This is a genomic window from Listeria floridensis FSL S10-1187 (assembly GCF_000525875.1).
GTDB lineage: Bacteria > Bacillota > Bacilli > Lactobacillales > Listeriaceae > Listeria > Listeria floridensis.
This window is the reverse complement of the sequence record NZ_AODF01000001.1, coordinates 324,982-343,088: the sequence shown is the minus strand read 5'-3', so window position 1 is coordinate 343,088 and position 18,107 is coordinate 324,982. Positions and strand designations below refer to the sequence as shown.

The window sequence follows — 18,107 nt, the reverse complement described above, 5'->3', positions numbered from 1 at the left end:
GGTGGTGGTTGTGTGAATGAGCGACTAAAAAAGCAACTTTATCGCTTAAATGCTAAGGAAAAACAGCAAAAAGAAACCGGCGAATTTTTGATGGATTATCCGAAAAAATCATTTTCAAAAGAAGATGGCACGATGAATTTACTGAATGAATATTTTTTTCGCAACAAGGATATTTATGTGAGCAAGCACAATCGTTTTGCAGATTATCCAACGCATTCGCATCAATTTTTGGAGCTGAACTACATGCTTCGCGGCAACTCACATCAACTGATTGAAGGGAAGGAGGAAGTTCTTCAAGAAGGAGAGCTGCTTCTGCTTGATATCGGCTGTCATCATTCTATAGCAGCGCTTGGGGAAGAGGATATTTTGATCAATATTTTATTTCGCGATCAAAGTATCAACTTGGAGTGGCTCACGGGAATGAAGAAGAAAAACAGTTTGGTGTATGATTTTTTGCTGAATTCGGCTGTGGACGGCAATCGGATGAAGAAATATATCATCTTTAAAAGTGCGAACATCCCGCATATTAAGCAGATTTTGGAGCAGATTATTACGGAGTATTTTCAGGATGAAGAATTTTCAACGAAGATGATTACCTTGTATTTGCCGATTTTGTTTACAGAACTGGTGCGGAAATGTGATACGTATTTGTCGGACGAAGTGAAAAGTCTTTATTCGGATAGTCATAATGCAGCGCTTAGCACGCTTAAGCTGATTGAACAAGAATATCGCGACATTACACTCGGGAAAGCGGCTGAAACACTGGGATACAATAAAAATTACCTAAGTAATGTCATGAAACAAAAAACGGGGCAGACGTTTACGGAACTCGTGAACAAGCAAAAGCTACTCGCGGCCGATCTTTTAATTGAATCGACCAGTATGCCGATCAGCGAAATTATCGAACAGGTCGGTTTTCAAAATAAGACATACTTTTACTCGCTTTACAAAGCGCAATTTGGTGGCTTGCCGCTCGATCGGCGTAAAAAGGAACAAGCGACAGCGAAATAAAGGTGGCATCTAATCAGTGCAGATAATGCGCACACAAAAAGGCTTTCCACGATGTACAAACTTCGTTTGAGATGTGCGACATCGACAGGAAGCTTTTTTGCTATTAAGCTAGCTGATTTTCGAGTATCCAATTTCTTAGCTTATGTAAGGAAGCTTTGCTGTTTTTTTAAAATCGAAGTGAAAATGGTTATTCATCATGTTTTCGTGTAAATGTAAAACGTATAATTGTTATATCTGTTTTTGAAAAATATTAAATAGTTGGATTTTTTATCGGACAAATCATGATGCATTTCTCGTTTCTTTTTGGAAGGTTTCACGAGGCGCTAGAAGAAATATAAGTTTATATAAGAGTTTTGTTCGTCAAATAGATACTATAAACGGTTTGAAGATAGAGTGGGGGTAAGAGCAGTAGGGACTAGAGCAGAATAATCAGTTGAGAAAAAGAAATTGAAGTTAAAGTGGTTTATCAAGGGATTTTATAAGGCACTTCAATGCGCCACGAATTTTCTAAAAGAAAAACCCGCCTATTTTAAAATAAGCGGGTTTTACTATTAACGAGAACGATATAGGTCAACGATTTCTTTTGCTAAATCTTTGAATGTGATCCCGTTCATCAAGTGATCTTGCGCGTGAACCATTAGAAGAGAAACTTCTGTTTTTTCACCGCGAGCTTCACCTTGAATAAGCGCTGTTTGTGAGTGATGCGCTTCGAGAAGAGCTGCATCAGCGTCAGCTAGATTCTTATCAGCTGCTTCGAAATCACCGTCCTTAGCAGCTTGGATAGCCATCATCGCGCTGCTTTTAGCCGCCCCACCGTTAACGATGAGACCCATAATTGTTTGTTCTAATTCAGAATTCATTTTAACACGTCCTTCATTTCGTTAATACCTTAAGCTGCTTCATTTTCACGACGTAGCTCTTGGATTTGAGCCATTTTCGCGAATGGAAGATAGATGATTACTGAGATAGCCAAGTTGATTGCTGCGAGAACCCCACCAGCCCAGCTTTGTGTTGCAAGTGCCCCACCGATGATTGGCGGAGTAGTCCAAGGCGTGATTAGTGTTGCAGCAGGAACAAGTCCCCATTTCGTTGCGAAGTAAGCAATTGTAACCATAACCATTGGAGTTAAGATATAAGGAATGAACATGATCGGGTTAAGCACGATTGGAAGACCAAACATCATTGGTTCGTTGATGTTAAAGATACCAGGTGCTGCCGAAAGTTTCGAAACTGTCATGTAAGCTTTGTGTCTACGTGCAACGATGAAGATTGCAATGATAAGACCAAGTGTAGCTCCTGTTCCCCCCATGTTAACGAACGAGTCAAAGAATGGTTTGTTAACGATGTAAGGAATTTCTTTACCAGCTTGTAAAGCTTCTTGGTTGGCTGTAATTGCTGGAGCATTGATTGTTTGCATAAATGGATCGATGATGTTTGCACCGTGCAAACCGAAGAACCAAAGGAATGCAGAAATGAAAGCAAGAAGTAATGCTACACCCCACGAGTTAGCAAGTCCCATGAACGGTTCTTGAACGAGTTTGTAGAATTCGTTTACTAAGTTAGTAATACCTGCTGCTTGGAAAAGAGCAGTGATAAGTGCAAAGATAGAAACTGTGATCATTGCAGGGAATAACGCTGCGAATGAACGAGCAACTGCTGGTGGAACACCATCAGGCATTTTAATGATCAAGTGTTTATTTCCGCTCAAACGAGTGAAAATTTCAGCTGTAAGAAGTGCAACGATAAGAGCTAGGAAAAGACCAACAGATCCTAGACCACCAGTTGCAGGAATCCCTTTGTCGTCTGGAGCAATTGCGCCGATTGTGAAGAACGTTGCAACTGAGATAACCCCAGAAGATAGAGCATCCTTATCGTAAGATTTGGCAAGATTGTATGCTACCGTAAAAGCTACTAAAAGACCAAGAATCGCGAAAGTACCGTTCCAGATGTTTCCGCCGAAGGCTTGCCATTTTCCTTCCCCAAAAAGATTATTCATAAAATTGATGTACGCATCGACTGGGAAGTTGTTAATTAGTACTGCGAATGACCCGAGAATCATCAGCGGCATTGTTGTGATGAATCCGTCACGGATTGCAACTAAGTGACGTTGTCCACCGATTTTAGCTGCGTATGGAATAAAGTGTTTCTCCATAAATGCAATAAAACCATTCATTTTTAAAACTCTCCTTTTTTTGACCCTTTTTAGGACCATTAATTAAAATAAAATTATATAGAAACAACAAAATAAGTGCTGTTTGCTAACAAAAAGTTACCCTAGTAATTCTTTAGCATTTGCTAGAACTTTTTCTCCATTCATTGTGCCGTAATCTGTCATGTTGATTACGCCGACTGGAATCCCTTTTGGTTCAAGCTTTTGTTTCATTTTTCCTTCAAGGAAACGAACTTGTGGTCCAAGCATCAAAACGTCAATCTCATCAAAATGACTATCCGCTTCTGCTTCTGCAACAGCAAAGATTTTTGCGTCAAATCCTTCTGCTTCAGCTGCTTTTTCCATTTTTGTAACAAGTAGGCTAGTTGACATACCTGCTGAACAAACTAACATAATGGTTTTCAAAATCAAAACCTCCTAACTTTTTTCATTCTATACTAACTATATATGCAACTTCCGTGCCAACTTTTGGAGTTGCTGAAACGGCTTAGATACAGCGTTTTCAAAAAACAATTTCTATTACACATACAAAATTAACTGTGTAAAATTTACACGGATTTTCTTAACGAAATCTTTATACGATTCATTTCGACCTTAACACTGTCTTTATACCGTTTTTGTTAGGATAGATTTAGTAAAAGCGAGGCTGTTAAAGGAGTGAAGAAAGTGGGAATTTTAACGATAATCATGGGGATAATCACTGTGTTATTAATGATTTATTTATTTGTTTTGCTACTTCGAGGTGAAGAGTTATGAGCAGGATATTTGTGCAGGATGTATTTTTCCTTCTTATTTTATTAGCACTCGCAATTCCTGTTGGTATTTATATTTATCGACTATTAACGTTTCAGTCAACATTTCTCACAAAAATGTTGTCACCGGTCGAGCGAGGGGCTTATAAACTGCTAGGAAAAGGTGCCGAAGAAGAGATGTCGGCAAAGAAATATGCCATGTCGGTCATTCTCTTCAGCGCGATAGGATTTCTCATTTTGATGGCGATACTCATGCTCCAAGGTGTTCTGCCGCTTAATCCAGAACATCAAAAGGGCTTGTCGTTCGGACTTGCCTTTAATACAGCGGCGAGTTTTGTCACGAATACAAACTGGCAAGCTTATGCAGGTGAAACATCTCTTTCGTACTTATCACAAATGCTTGGGCTGACCGTGCAAAATTTTGTATCGGCAGCAACGGGAATAGCCGTTTTATTTGCCTTAATACGCGGCTTTATTTTAAAAAAGTCGCATTCAATAGGAAATTTTTGGAAGGATTTAATCCGAATTACACTGTATTTACTTGTACCACTGTCGCTTGTTCTAGCGATCATCTTAGTTTCGCAAGGTGTGGTACAAAGTTTTGCTTCCTATGGAACAATTGAAACGCTACAAGAAGGAACGAAGCAATTGATTCCGCTTGGTCCTGCAGCTAGTCAAATTGCGATTAAAATGCTTGGAACAAACGGCGGTGGGTTTTTCGGAGCCAACTCAGCGTTTCCGTTTGAAAATCCGACGGCACTCAGCAACTTTTTTGAGACACTTGCAATTCTGCTTATTCCAGCAGCACTTGTTATCACGTTTGGACGAGCGGTCAAGGATAGTAAACAAGGGCGGGTGTTATTTACGGTAATGCTTGTGCTGTTTTCAGCTGCGCTTATCGGCATAACGCTTGCAGAACAATTTGGCGGTGCGCAAATGGCTTTCGTGGATAGTACTTCCGGTAATATGGAAGGAAAGGAAGCAAGGTTTGGCGTCGGCGCCTCAGCGCTGTTTGGGACGGCGACAACTGCTGCTTCGAATGGCGCCGTGAATGCCATGCATGACAGTTTGACACCGCTTGGCGGGCTTGTGCCACTCTTTCTAATGCAGCTTGGGGAAATCGTTTTCGGCGGAGTCGGAAGCGGCTTGTATGGCATGATTGCTTTCGTGATTTTGACGGTATTCATTGCAGGTCTGCTCGTTGGGCGGACGCCTGAGTATCTTGGAAAGAAAATTGAGCCGTTTGACATGAAAATGGTTTGTCTCGTCATACTCGGTCCGCCGCTTTTGTCGCTGTTTGGGACGGCTGCTGCGGTGATGATTCCAAGCGCTACAAGCTGGATTACGAACGGGGGAGCGCATGGTTTTACAGAAATCTTATATGCTTTTACGTCGATGGCGAACAATAATGGTAGTGCTTTTGGTGGATTTACGGCAGATACAGGGTTTACAAATTTGTTAGGCGGACTGATTATGCTAGTGACACGGTTCTTGCCGCTTCTTGCCACGTTATTTTTAGCAGGAAATTTGGCGAAGAAAAAAACTGTGGCTGCATCAAGTGGAACGTTATCGACGAAAAACGCAATGTTTGCCGGACTTTTACTCGGCGTGATTCTGCTCGTCGGAGCGCTTAGCTTTTTGCCGAGTCTTGCGCTTGGTCCAATTGCGGATTTTTTAACGGCAGGGAAGTAGGAGGAAATGAAGATGGAAAAGAAGACGAATCAAGCAGAAATTTACCGCGATGCGACGGTACAATCATTTTTTAAGCTGTCGCCGAAGGTTCAAATTAAAAATCCGGTGATGTTCATTGTGTATCTTGGCGCTGTTCTTACAACGGTTCTTTATTTTTTAACATTTGCCGGGATAGAAGACGCGGCGCGGTGGTATACGTTTGTGATTGCGCTGATTTTATGGTTTACGGTTTTGTTTGCCAACTTTGCGGAGGCGATTGCAGAAGGACGCGGCAGGGCGCAGGCGGGTAGCCTGCGCGGGGCGCGCAAGGATGTTTCGGCGCGTAAGCTGAAATCGAGGGATAGCGTGGATGATTATACGGAAGTTCTGTCGACGGAACTCAAGAAAGGCGATATTGTACTTGTTTTGGCAGGTGAACAGATTCCGATGGACGGAGAAGTGATTTCTGGTGCGGCATCTGTAGATGAGAGTGCGATTACCGGTGAATCGGCGCCGGTAATTCGGGAATCGGGAGGCGATCGCAGTGCTGTAACTGGCGGGACAACGCTTGTTTCGGATTCGCTTGTGATTGAAGTGACGGCTGAGGCTGGCGGCAGTTTTCTTGATAAAATGATTTCAATGGTGGAAGGCGCAAGCCGGAAGAAAACGCCAAATGAAATTGCGCTTCAAATTCTGCTTGTCACGCTGACGATTATTTTTCTAGCAGTTTCAGCAACGCTTTTGCCGTTTACGCAATTTTCGAGCGAGCTTTCGGGACGCGGTTCGGCGATTTCCATTACGAATGTCATTGCGCTTCTTGTTTGTCTTGCGCCAACGACGATCGGTGCCCTGCTTTCTTCCATTGGAATTGCTGGGATGAGTCGATTGAATGAAGCCAATGTGCTTGCGATGAGTGGTCGGGCGATTGAAGCTGCTGGAGACGTGGATGTACTTCTGCTCGATAAAACAGGAACGATCACGCTTGGAAACCGTCGGGCGAGTCAATTTTTGCCCGTAGCGGGAGTTTCAGAAGAAGAGCTGGCAGATGCGGCGCAGCTTTCCTCACTAGCGGATGAAACGGCTGAAGGACGGAGCATTGTGGTGCTTGCCAAGGAACGCTTTAATATTCGCGGGCGGGAACTTTCGAGCTCGCAGGCGGAGTTTGTTCCTTTTACGGCGAAAACGCGGATGAGCGGGACAAATTATAATGACGATGTGATTCGTAAAGGTGCTGCGGATGCGGTGAAGGAATTTGTTAAAGCGGAAGGAGGTATTTATCCGGCTGAATGTGATGAGATTGTGGCGCAAGTGGCTGGTGCTGGAGGAACGCCGCTTGTAGTTGTGAAAAATAACCGAGTGCTTGGCGTGGTTTATTTGAAGGATATTGTCAAAAACGGTGTGAAAGAGAAGTTCCAAGATTTGCGCGAAATGGGCATTAAGACGATTATGATCACAGGTGATAATCCGATGACAGCTGCGGCGATTGCTGCGGAAGCTGGCGTGGATGATTTTCTGGCGGAAGCAACGCCTGAGGCTAAACTGGAACTCATTCGTTCTTATCAAAAGGATGGACATCTTGTGGCGATGACAGGCGACGGGACAAATGATGCGCCTGCGCTTGCGCAGGCGGATGTGGCGGTTGCGATGAACTCGGGGACGCAAGCGGCAAAAGAAGCTGGCAATATGGTGGATCTCGATTCGAGCCCAACGAAATTGATTGATATTGTACGTATCGGAAAGCAACTTTTGATGACAAGAGGCGCGCTTACAACTTTTAGTGTGGCGAATGACTTGGCGAAATATTTTGCGATTATTCCGGTACTATTTTACGGGATTTATCCAGAACTGGAAGTTTTGAATGTGATGAATTTGACGAGTCCTGTTACGGCTCTTCTCTCGGCAATTATTTATAACGCGCTGATCATTATTTTCTTGATTCCACTTTCGCTTAAAGGGGTTAAATATCGTGAGATGCCGGCTCAGAAACTGCTTAGCCGCAACATTTTGATTTATGGTCTTGGCGGGCTTATTGCTCCATTTATTGCGATTAAGTTGATTGATTTAATTCTGACTTGGATTGGCATTGCTTAGGAGGTAAGGAAAATGAAGATGCTTTTGAAACAAGCGGCGCTAGTTTTCTTGTTCTTGATGTTACTTTGCGGTGCGGTTTATCCGGTGATTGTTACGGTGATTGCACAAGCGGCTTTTCATGAACAGGCAAATGGCAGTATAATAGAAGGAAACAAAGGATCGAAACTTATTGGACAGACGTTTACGGAAGCCAAATATTTGATTGGACGGCCGGATGACGGTGCGGCATCAAATCTAGATCCAACAAGTGCGGAAGCGAAAATGCTGATGGAGAAACGTGTAAAAGCTTTGCGGAAACTGGACCCAGGGAACGACAAGAACATTCCGGCGGATCTCGTGACAGCTTCGGCGAGCGGCGTTGACCCAGAAATTTCGGTTGCGGCAGCAAACTACCAAGCTGAACGAATTGCGCGTGCACGCAACCTCCCCGTTTCCACAGTAAAAGCGGTTTTTGAAAAATACACGTCGAAACGAGTGCTTGGCATTGTCGGTGAGCCGGTTGTGAACGTGCTTCTGGTGAATTTGACGCTGGATAAAAGGTAAGGGAGGCCTAGGGGATGGTAAGCGAGTCGGATAAAAAACTGGAAAACGGGGATACGGGTGAGAAGAGCGGGAGCGGCAAACTGAAAATTTATTTTGGTTATGCGGCAGGCGTCGGAAAGACGTTTGCGATGCTGAATGAGGCGCATGAAGAGCTTAAGCGTGGTGTGGATGTTTGGATCGGCTACATTGAACCGCATATGCGTCCCGAAACGGAAGAGCTGCTTGTCGGGATTCCGCAAATTCCGCGTAAGAAGATTCCGTATAAAAATATTGAACTTGAGGAGTTAGATCTGGATGGTATTTTGGTCAAACATCCAGATCTTGTTCTCGTGGATGAACTGGCGCATACAAATCCAGACGGAATGCGTAACCGCAAACGGTATCAAGATGTTGAAGAATTGCTTGATGCAGGCATTAATGTGTATACGACGGTCAATGTTCAGCATATTGAAAGTTTAAATGACATCGTGTTTGGTTTGACGAATGCAGAAGTGCACGAAACGATTCCAGATCGTTTTTTCGATCAAGCAGATAAAATCAAACTGGTAGATATTGAACCAGATGAGCTTTTAACGCGGCTTGATGAAGATAAAATTTATACGGCGGACAGCGCGGCTTTGGCACGCACAAAATTTTTTACGAAAGATAACTTGCGGATTTTGCGGGAAATTGCAACAAGAATGACCGCTGACCGGATTAGTAGTTCCAATCAGCAAGCGGGCAAGCGCGGCGGGATGAACTGGCTGGTATGCATTGACAGTTCACTCGGTGCTAAAAAAATGATTCGCTGGGCGGCGCGCGCCTCGGAAGCTTTTCACGGTTCGTTTACAGCGCTTCATGTATCGGATGGCAAGCCGCTTTCAAAAGAAGAACAAATACGGTTGCGTGAGAATCTCGAACTAGCAGAGGAACTTTCGGCGGAAGTCGTAACAGTGACTGGAAGCGATCTTGCGGAAACAATCGCTGAATACGCCAAACTTTCAGGAGTAACGAATATTGTGATCGGAAAATCGCGACGGCATAATCGTTTGCTCGGCGCGGAGCTTGAAGATGAGCTGTTTCAGCGGCTTGAGACAACCGAAATTCACATGGTAAAAATCGCGCCGGAAAAAGCAGAAAAACGGCCACGGTTCTTTTTGGAGAAATCGATTACCTGGTACGATACGATGAAAATGGCTGCTGCACTTGTGCTTGCAACAATTCTGTCGGAAGGACTGTCACAGCTTGGCATTGGTGATCAAAATATCATCATGGTTTACATCTTGTCCGTGCTTGTCATTTCCCGGATAACATCAGGCTATTGGTATGGCATCATTGGTTCATTTTTTGCGGTACTCTTGTTTAACTTCTTTTTCATGATGCCGCTCTACACTTTTAATACCATTCAAGCCGGCTACCCGGTCACATACGGCATCATGCTTGTAGTTGCGCTTACGACAAGCACGCTCACAGTTAGAATTAAAAACTTGGCGAAACAAGCGGTTATCCGTGAGAAACATACCGAAACCTTATATGAACTCAATCGTAAACTGCTTGCGGCACAAAACCTAAATGCTATCCTAACCCTTTCAACCAGTTACATTCGTGAGTTATTTGGCCGTTCCGTCATTTTTTATCCGGCTGACCCGATCGAACAAAAGAACAGTGTTTTTCTTGCCGCAAAAGACGAATCAGGCGCGGCGGTGCTTGAAAGTGATTCAGAACAAGCTGTTGTGCACTGGGTTTTCAAAAATGGAAAGACAGCTGGGCGTTTTACCGACACACTTGGTGGTTCAGCCGGTTATTACATGCCCGTTATAGCTGAGGGAAACGTACTTGGTGTGATCGGACTCTATTATAGCGAAACGAAAGAACCATTTTCGCAGGAAGATCGTAATTTTTTGCGGATGATCGGCTCGCAAATTGCGCTCGCCTTGTTGAAACAGAAATTATCAGATGAACAACAAGATATCCTCGTTGCGGCGGAAAAAAGAAAAAAATACGCGGTAATCTGCTTCGAGCAATCTCGCATGATTTGCGAACCCCTTTAACCGGAATTCTCGGAGCGAGTTCCGCGCTTCTTGAAAGCGGTACCCAGCTTGATGAGAGCATCAAACAAAAACTCGTGAGCGATATTAAAGAAGATTCCGAATGGCTAATTCGAATGGTCGAAAATCTGCTTTCTGTGACACGAATTAGTGATAAAGAATTTACGGTGAAAAGAGAAGATGAAGCAGTAGAGGAAATTGTTGGCGAAGCTGTGCAGCGCGTTAAAACGCGCTTTCCTTATCGAAACATTTCCGTTCAAGTACCAGAACAAGTTTTATTCGTACCGATGGATGGGACTTTGATCGAACAAGTCTTGATGAATCTGATCGAAAATGCTTTGCGCCATGGCGGAGAAAATGCCTCAGTATGGGTGAATGCGATTTTGAGCGGAAGAGGCGATGAAGTGATCTTTACCGTAAAAGACGACGGTACTGGGATTCCCCCTGAAAACATGGGACATCTTTTTGACGGGTTGGCGGCGCTTGAACGAGACCGGATTGACATGACACGTGGACTTGGCATAGGGCTTTCCATTTGTATGTCAATTATCAAAGCGCACGGCGGCAGAATGGAAGCCTCAGAAAATCCAGGCGGTGGAACGATTTTCAGATTTACATTACCATTAGGAGGAAAAGAGAATGAGTCATAATCAACTCGTGCTTGTGATCGAAGATGAAACAGGAATCAGCCGATTTATCCAAGCCGTTTTGGAAGCGAGCGGCTATAAAGTAATCAGCAGTAGCACAGGAAAAGAAGGGCTCAGTATTGCGGCATCTCATGCACCTGATATTGTTCTGCTTGACCTCGGGCTGCCAGATGTTGACGGTCTTGACGTATTGAAATCACTGCGTGTCTGGTCGAGTGTGCCAGTGATTGTGGTTTCGGCACGGCTGCACGAACGCGAAAAAGTAGAAGCACTTGACCTTGGGGCAGACGATTACATGACGAAGCCGTTTGGCACCTCAGAACTCCTTGCACGGATACGAACAGCTCTGCGTCATAGCGAGCAAAATATCCAAGCTATGGAAAAACCAACCGCTTTATTTGAACTAGGCGAACTGCGGCTTGACTTGGCGAAACGAATTGTCACAGTTGACGGTGCCGAAGTTCACCTCACTCCGATCGAATATAAAATCCTAATCTTGCTTGCAAAACACGCTGGAAAAGTCTTGACGCACGATTTTATCATTCGCGAAATTTGGGGCCCTTATGCCAATGAGAACCAAACTTTGCGGGTCAACATGAGCAATATTCGCCGCAAAATCGAGCAAAACCCAGCTGAACCGCGCTACATCATGACGGAAGTCGGAGTCGGCTACCGCATGGCAGAAGAATAAATTTGCTGGTCAAAAAACCGAGGTGGCTCAAAGAGCCACCTCGGTTTTTTCTTAAAGTAGTATTAAACTCGGACTTTCTTTTTCAAAACCACGTTCCAAAATCTCAATATCTGTTAAAATCTCGCTGTCTTGAACAAGTTTTTCTTTCCCCAAAAGCAGCGTATCGTAGACCGCATCATAAACCCGGCCGTAATCGCCGAGCGGAGTTTCAACTAGCTCCGTAAGCTCCGTTCCGTCTTCCGCAATGTAAGAAAGCGTCCCATAATGTTCCGTGAAATCCTGCCCGAACAGCCGAGCACCAGGCATAATTCCTGCCTTAAGATCCTTTTCTTGCCGGTCGATGCCGTGCTTGACAAAGCTCCCTTTCGTGCCGTGAACAATAAATTTTGGATAAGGGGTAAGAACGAGCGAACTGGATTTGAGTTTTGTTTTCCAAGTTGAGTAGAACAAATTGATTTCGAAATAATCGTCTGGGTTTTCTGGGTTTCGGATCGAGCGAATATCATAGCTGGCCGCCTGTGGGCGGCCAAACAACGCCACCATCTGGTCGATCAAGTGAATGCCAAGTCCATAAACTGCACCAGCACTATTTGGTCCTTTATTCAAGTTGCTATCCGGACGATAATAATCAAAATGTGATTCAATTTCAATCAATTCTCCGAGTTTTCCGCTATCGAGAACTTGTTTAACCGCAAGATAATCTCCATCAAAACGTCGATTTTGAAACGGCATAATTAGCAAACCTTTCTCATTTGCAAGCTCGATTAATTCTTTGGCTTCACGAAGTGTCTCGCAAAACGGTTTTTCAATCATGACGTTTTTCCCGTGCTCCAAGCAGATTTTGGCCAGTTCATAATGAGTGAATGCCGGTGTACAAATTGAAATAAAATCGATTTCTTCGTCCTTTAATACATCGTCCACTTTCGTTGTGAACATCGTATCAGGATAGTTTTTCTCCAGTTCGGGTTTATTGCGCGGATTGTAAATAGTTTTCACAAAGATTCTATCCTGGCGTTCTAGCAAGTAAGCAAGTGATAACGATTTGTACTTTTTCCGAATCCGAAGAAAGCCATGGTTAGTTTTTTCATAGTGACACATCCATTTCTCTAATTTTTTCTTAAAATGTATTTCTTAGCAGAAAAATGATAAAAGAGATAAAAGTTATCCACAAAAGGAAAACTGGATTAAAAAAAGGGTTTTCCACACCGGTTGTGGATATTGTGGATAACTTGTGAGCAATTTTAGCGCTACAGAGTAAGTTATTCGACCTCGAAAATCGAAATTCACATACTTAAAATAGCTATATTAGGCGTTTCTCTATAAAAATAGATAAAAATAAAGTGAATATCCACAAGCTATCCACAAAACATTGGCTTGTGGATAAGTTGTGGATAGCTGGATAAGTATCAGTGTTCAGCCTGCTCAAATGCCGCAATTTGATTCAAACGAGTCTCGTGACGACCGCCTTCAAATTCTGTTTCGAGCCAGATTTTCACAATATCTGCTGCAAGACCCGGACCGAGAACGCGTGCACCGAGAGCGATGACATTAGAATCGTTATGTTCACGCGTTGCGTGTGCCGTGAAAGTATCGCCGACAAGCGCACACCGGATGCCGGGAACTTTGTTGGCCGCGATACTCATTCCGACACCTGTTCCGCAAATCAAAATGCCGCGATCGACTTCGTTTGTCGCAACTTTGTTTGCAACTGTAAAAGCTAAGTTTGGATAATCCACAGATTCATTCGCTTCAGGACCAAATTCTTGATAAGGTACGTCAAGCGATTCCAAGAGATGAGCAATTGTTTTGCGAAGTTCAATACCGCCATGGTCAGAAGAAAGGGCAACTTTTAATGCAGACATAGTATAAAATCCTCCTCAATGTAAGTTAGCTATATTATAACCTTTTCCGATATAAAAAGGGAAGAAAGTCCGATTAAATCTACTTATTTTTCATCAACAAATGGAATTTTGAGATAATAATATTACAACGTCAAATGTTCGATTTATTGTCACAATTATAGCCAATGTTCTATGCTATACTTGCTAGGTAAGATGGGAAAAGAGAAAAAAAACAACGCTATACGGAAAAGGAAGTATTCAAAGTGAAATCATTCGCTCACAGGGGAACTTACCTTCGCTAAGCCAAACTTAATCATTCTGAACTCAAATGGATACTTCAAAGAACAAAACAGATCATGATGTAAAGGAAGAATACGATAATTAATTATCGCAAAACTTCGGTTTTTGAACTTTGTTGTATGCAACGAGATTCAACTACGATACGAAGAGCTATGTAGCTTTGAGTTACATGGCTTATTTTACTGTTAGGATAAAAGAAGATGGTCATTAAGAAACGGGAGTGGGATAGGTATGAAGAAGATTAGATGGAAAATTTTGCTTTTTTTTAGTGCTGGCGTTAGCACTGGCGGGGATTGTTTCAGTTCTCGGGCTCAATCAAACGCTTAGCCGTGACACGAAAATTCAAGGTACGGAAGTACATAAAATGAACATTGCGTTCGTCAATGAAGATCAAGGCGCGGATTATTCTGGTAAAAATTATCGTTTCGGCGATGCAATTCAAACGAGTGTGTTGAAGGATACGACGCATGACTGGGCAACGGTTAGCCGAGGTGTTGCTGAAAGCGGTTTGAAGCGCGATGTGTATAATTTGATGATTGTGATACCGAGTGATTTCTCAAAAAAAGCACTCTCTTTGACGTCTGACAACCCGGAGAAAATTGTCGTGAACTATAAGATTAATGATACGGGCAATAATGATCTCAAGGTTGAGGCGGAGAAAACGGCATCTAATTTGTTAGAGGATATGAATAAGCGGGTAATCGACGTTTATTTCGCCAGCATTTTAACGAACTTGCAGGAAGCTCAGGATAATATCAAGACACTTGTAGCCAAACAAAAGACACAAAATGATCGTTTTAATTCGGGGGTTAATGATCCGCTTTCGGGCTACACGGAGCAGTTTAAGGCGGTTCAGGATTATACTGGGGTTTCAAAAACAAGTTTCACAAGTTTTCAAGATTTGCTAAAAGGGCATGAAGCTTCACTCAAGGAAGCGGGTCTTTCAAATGAACAGTATAAAAAGACGCTTGATGCACTAATTGCACAGCAGGAAGCGAATGCACCGTTTGGAACGGCTCTTTCGGATAATTTGCAGAAGTACACGGCGGGGCTTTCGAGTTCTGATGTTTCGGCGGATTTAACTGCGCTTGAGCAAGCAAATAGTGTGCTTTACAGTGAACTTCAAACGCTTGATGGATCGCTCTCGTTGATGTCTCAAGCTACGGCACTGCAAAATTATATTAAGGATACAAATGAACGAATTGCGAATCTGGACAGTACGTTACAAACGACGATTAATGCAGATTTGCAAGAATCGGTAAAAACAGAACTGCTGCAAATTTTATCGGGGCAAGCGGATGGGAAAAATGAACAGTATCGAATTGCGGATTTGAAACCGGATATTGATAAGCGTTTCCTCGATTATTTTGCAAATGCGATTAAACAGCTTGATTATTATAATGCAAGTGTGATGGAGAAGCTCGGCTTTACGGTGGATCAGTATCAATCAATGAAGTTTGCTGCGAAGAAATTCATGTTGACATATCCGGAATATAACTTTACGAATGAGCAATTGCAGCAAAAGCCAAAGGTTAATTCAGACGGGACGGAAAGCAATCCTTTCTCTGAAAAAATTGCCGTGTTGCTGGATCAGAAAGCAGCAGATTTGCGAACAAATGGTATTGAACTTGAAACGGAGAGTTTTACGCTTAAAAGCTCGGATACAGAAAATGTCAAACTGCATCTATGGGTAGATTCCCACTTTGCAATTGGTGCAAATGACATCACGGTGATAAAAACAAATCAAGCGGGAGATAAAATACCGGTTGCTGTCAATGTAACAAGCGGAATGCCGTGGACAGAAATGACCATCGATTTCGCAAATGAAGCTGATGCGGTAAGTTATGAGCTTAAGGCTGTTCCTAAGCTGAAAGGAAATGTGGTTGCAACGGACTTTGTGACGCTCACTGGATCGCCTTCTTGGGGTGTTTCGGCGGTTGAAATGAAAGATAATACAGCCGGCGGTTCTGGCGGCGCTGATCCAAGTGATCCGGGAACAGGTGAAAATTCGGAAGAAAGCGGTGAATCCAACGGTTCGGAAGGTGTGGAAGCGGGCCAAGCGGAACAGAATCTTCCGGTAGATAATTCTGGCGCCGCGGAGGTTGCTACGGCACCGATTTTAACAGATGGATACTCGCTTAAAACAAAACCGGCTGCTTATTTTACGGATGATGAGATTACGTCTGGCGGGCTTGATCTAATGAGTTTTATTACTGGGGTGACGAAGCAGTACGAGCAAGCGGGGCAGCTGTTTGCGCTTTATTATGGCATCGACTGGAAGACGGACGATCTTTCTGGTAAGTCGCTGACGGATGCGGCTAGCGCCGGATCATATTATTCAATTTTCTACGGTACGAATAACGATTTGATTGGGGCGATTGCAGACAAATCGACGAGTCATGTTGTGACGGCTTATAAGGCGCGGCTTCAAGCTTTTGAAGATCAAATTGCGGCCTATAAAGTGCTGATGACGGACGCGGATGGGCGCTCGGTCGATCTTTCGGCGCGACTTGTCGCGGCGAATGCTGAGGCGGTTTCGAATAATGAAAGTCTTGCGAAGCTGCTCGCAGAAATCGAAAACTGGCGCAAGCAAAGTGTTCTGCTCGCGGAAGACCAGACGAATGTGGTTGGGAAAACGGCTGAAGAACAAGCAGCTACGATGGCGCTTAGCGGCGATTTCGGCGGTTTGCTTGCTCAAAGTTCCAGTCTTGCGCAAACGACAGGTGCAAACCTCGATGCGGCTGATGGGGTATATAAAACGTTTGATGCAATTGATAATGAAGCAAAAGGGATTCAACAAAGCGGAAAAAATTTAGTTAACGAAGCAGGCTCACTTGCAAGCTCGCTCGCGAAACAACTTCAAGCTGATGAAAAATTCTCGAAGAATTTTTCGCAAGTGATGAATAATAGCCGTGTCGGCGAACGGCAAAATGAGAATCTCTATAACTTCTTAAGTAGTCCGGTAGAAAAAGTTAATGGCAAGGCGATTATTGCGGGGGATAAAACGACACCTTATTATATGACGCTGATCTTTACGCTCGTAGCGCTATTTACGGGTTATGTGATTGCAACGTATGAGAAGAAAAGGCGACAAAAAGATGTATTTCGGGAAGAGCTTTCGATTGCTTCAAGCAACTTGCCGCTAACGTTTTTGACAACGGCAGCCGCGGTTCTTGAAGGAATTGTCATTGGATTGGTATCAGGCAGAATTTTTGATGTTGGTGAAATCGGATTTGTCCTTTGGATAGGGATTTGCACGCTTGTGATGCTTGTGCTTGTCGCTGGATTTACTTATTTATTGCGGCAGCTTGGTATGATCGGAATGTTCTTGATTTTAGCGCTGATGAGCATGTATTTATTCTTGACGAATGCGATTGGATTAGCGACAGACCGCAACTCGATGTTCGGGAAACTGCAAACCTATTCGCCGCTTGAATATATAGAAACTCTGCTCAATCGACTTTTAAATGGAGAAAACAATTTCTTGATGCTGACTTATGCGTTAATTGGCGCAGCGATTGTCTTTATCGTGCTTAATTTGTTTGTTTTTCATAGATCCGGCGAAAAGGAGGAGCTTCACGATGAAAAAGCTTAGGGTTTGCCTTGGACTTTGTTTTCTGATCAGCTGCAGTTTCGCGAGTTTGGATGCTGTTGCTGCGGAAAACGGCTACTTAGATAATGACGGTAAGATGGAGCTTAAAACGGATCGCTTGGAGGAAACGGACGCCGAGAAAGCGGCGTCTGATGAAGCTGCCGCTAAGGAAACGGTGCTTGATAAACTTGGGATACCGCTTTTTACGGACAAGCTCGATCGTGAGATTAGTCAAAAAAAAGAAAGCGGAACAAGATGCGTATCAGAAGATGAAGGATCAGCTGTTTACGGGTGAAGAGAAATCGGATCAAACGGCGCAGCAAGTGCAAGCGAAACTATTTGATGGAGAATATCAAGTAGCTGCATCAGTTGATAAGGGAGATGCGGATGAGCAGGAAAATAAAGCGGGGAAAACGACACTCTTTGTTCTTGCAGGAGCGGGTTTAGTGCTTGCTGGCGGTATCTATGCGGTGAGCCGCAAGGTTTTTGAATAGGAGGAGATGGACATGGCAAAAAAGACACACATTAATGTAACGGTTGACTTTACACGCTGGGGTCAGCCGACTTATGATCTGAGAATTCCGCTGCACCAGACGGTTCGCGCGCTGATTTTAAATCTGGCAAACACGCTTAATCTTGAGCGGCCAAACGGTTCAACTTGTGCGATTAAGGCTGTTAATAAAGGGATTCTTTTAAGTGATGATGATAAACTGACGGACCACCATATTGCAGATGGGGATGTTCTGCAAATTCTATAAAGGGAGAAGACGT

At 43.6% G+C, this 18,107-nt stretch carries 15 protein-coding genes and 1 pseudogene; 11 read left to right on the top strand and 5 right to left on the bottom strand.

The window, feature by feature from the left end:
- The first annotated feature begins 12 nt into the window (after window positions 1-12).
- Window positions 13-1,011 carry a helix-turn-helix domain-containing protein gene (locus tag MFLO_RS01810; protein WP_036095953.1) on the top strand — a complete coding sequence of 333 codons (999 nt, stop codon included), beginning with the start codon at window positions 13-15 and terminating at the stop codon, window positions 1,009-1,011.
- A gap of 551 nt (window positions 1,012-1,562) precedes the next feature.
- On the opposite strand, the gene MFLO_RS01805 is transcribed toward MFLO_RS01810, so the two are convergent.
- From MFLO_RS01805 to MFLO_RS01795, 3 genes are all read right to left on the bottom strand, one after another.
- Window positions 1,563-1,871 (bottom strand): PTS sugar transporter subunit IIA, encoded by a 309-nt coding sequence (locus MFLO_RS01805; protein WP_036095952.1) that lies wholly within the window; start codon window positions 1,869-1,871, stop codon window positions 1,563-1,565.
- 29 nt (window positions 1,872-1,900) lie between these two features.
- A complete protein-coding gene (locus tag MFLO_RS01800; RefSeq protein WP_036095951.1) occupies window positions 1,901-3,184 on the bottom strand; it encodes a PTS sugar transporter subunit IIC in 1,284 nt (427 codons plus the stop codon).
- A 96-nt stretch (window positions 3,185-3,280) separates the two neighbouring features.
- Window positions 3,281-3,586: a PTS sugar transporter subunit IIB gene (locus MFLO_RS01795; protein ID WP_036095948.1), complete on the bottom strand. Its 306-nt coding sequence runs from the start codon at window positions 3,584-3,586 to the stop codon at window positions 3,281-3,283.
- Window positions 3,587-3,933: 347 nt separating this feature from the next.
- Here MFLO_RS01795 and kdpA point away from each other — a divergent pair, with 347 nt between their 5' ends.
- From kdpA to MFLO_RS01770, 6 genes are read left to right on the top strand one after another with little or no spacing between them, the layout of a single operon-like run.
- Window positions 3,934-5,625 carry a potassium-transporting ATPase subunit KdpA gene (gene kdpA / locus MFLO_RS01790; protein ID WP_036095945.1) on the top strand — a complete coding sequence of 564 codons (1,692 nt, stop codon included), beginning with the start codon at window positions 3,934-3,936 and terminating at the stop codon, window positions 5,623-5,625.
- A 12-nt stretch (window positions 5,626-5,637) separates the two neighbouring features.
- Window positions 5,638-7,695, top strand: coding sequence for a potassium-transporting ATPase subunit KdpB (kdpB, locus tag MFLO_RS01785; RefSeq protein WP_036095944.1), 2,058 nt, complete (start codon window positions 5,638-5,640; stop codon window positions 7,693-7,695).
- A gap of 12 nt (window positions 7,696-7,707) precedes the next feature.
- Window positions 7,708-8,238, top strand: a complete 531-nt coding sequence (kdpC, locus tag MFLO_RS01780; protein WP_036095942.1) for a potassium-transporting ATPase subunit KdpC — start codon at window positions 7,708-7,710, stop codon at window positions 8,236-8,238.
- Window positions 8,239-8,252: 14 nt separating this feature from the next.
- A complete protein-coding gene (locus MFLO_RS01775) occupies window positions 8,253-10,268 on the top strand; it encodes a DUF4118 domain-containing protein (RefSeq protein WP_241433496.1) in 2,016 nt (671 codons plus the stop codon).
- A complete protein-coding gene (locus MFLO_RS16165) occupies window positions 10,253-10,915 on the top strand; it encodes a sensor histidine kinase (protein ID WP_241433495.1) in 663 nt (220 codons plus the stop codon). The genes MFLO_RS01775 and MFLO_RS16165 overlap by 16 nt, the downstream gene beginning before the upstream one ends.
- Window positions 10,905-11,603 carry a response regulator gene (locus MFLO_RS01770; RefSeq protein WP_036095940.1) on the top strand — a complete coding sequence of 233 codons (699 nt, stop codon included), beginning with the start codon at window positions 10,905-10,907 and terminating at the stop codon, window positions 11,601-11,603. The genes MFLO_RS16165 and MFLO_RS01770 overlap by 11 nt, the downstream gene beginning before the upstream one ends.
- Window positions 11,604-11,654: 51 nt before the next feature.
- On the opposite strand, the pseudogene MFLO_RS01765 reads toward MFLO_RS01770, so the two are convergent.
- Together MFLO_RS01765 and rpiB are read right to left on the bottom strand one after the other, a co-directional pair.
- Window positions 11,655-12,691: pseudogene (locus MFLO_RS01765) on the bottom strand (oxidoreductase).
- Window positions 12,692-13,009: 318 nt separating this feature from the next.
- Window positions 13,010-13,465, bottom strand: coding sequence for a ribose 5-phosphate isomerase B (gene rpiB, locus MFLO_RS01760; RefSeq protein ID WP_036095939.1), 456 nt, complete (start codon window positions 13,463-13,465; stop codon window positions 13,010-13,012).
- Between the two features lie 547 nt (window positions 13,466-14,012).
- Here rpiB and esaA point away from each other — a divergent pair.
- The 4 genes from esaA to MFLO_RS01745 are packed head-to-tail and all read left to right on the top strand — an operon-like array spanning window position 14,013 to window position 18,094.
- Window positions 14,013-17,339, top strand: coding sequence for a type VII secretion protein EsaA (gene esaA, locus MFLO_RS01755; RefSeq protein WP_051993406.1), 3,327 nt, complete (start codon window positions 14,013-14,015; stop codon window positions 17,337-17,339).
- Window positions 17,326-17,631, top strand: a complete 306-nt coding sequence (essA, locus tag MFLO_RS15650) for a type VII secretion protein EssA (protein WP_051993404.1) — start codon at window positions 17,326-17,328, stop codon at window positions 17,629-17,631. Before esaA ends, essA (MFLO_RS15650) begins: the two co-directional genes overlap by 14 nt.
- Window positions 17,606-17,830, top strand: a complete 225-nt coding sequence (essA, locus tag MFLO_RS15645; RefSeq protein WP_051993402.1) for a type VII secretion protein EssA — start codon at window positions 17,606-17,608, stop codon at window positions 17,828-17,830. The genes essA (MFLO_RS15650) and essA (MFLO_RS15645) overlap by 26 nt, the downstream gene beginning before the upstream one ends.
- A gap of 12 nt (window positions 17,831-17,842) precedes the next feature.
- Window positions 17,843-18,094 (top strand): EsaB/YukD family protein, encoded by a 252-nt coding sequence (locus tag MFLO_RS01745; protein ID WP_036095938.1) that lies wholly within the window; start codon window positions 17,843-17,845, stop codon window positions 18,092-18,094.
- Window positions 18,095-18,107: the final 13 nt, after the last annotated feature.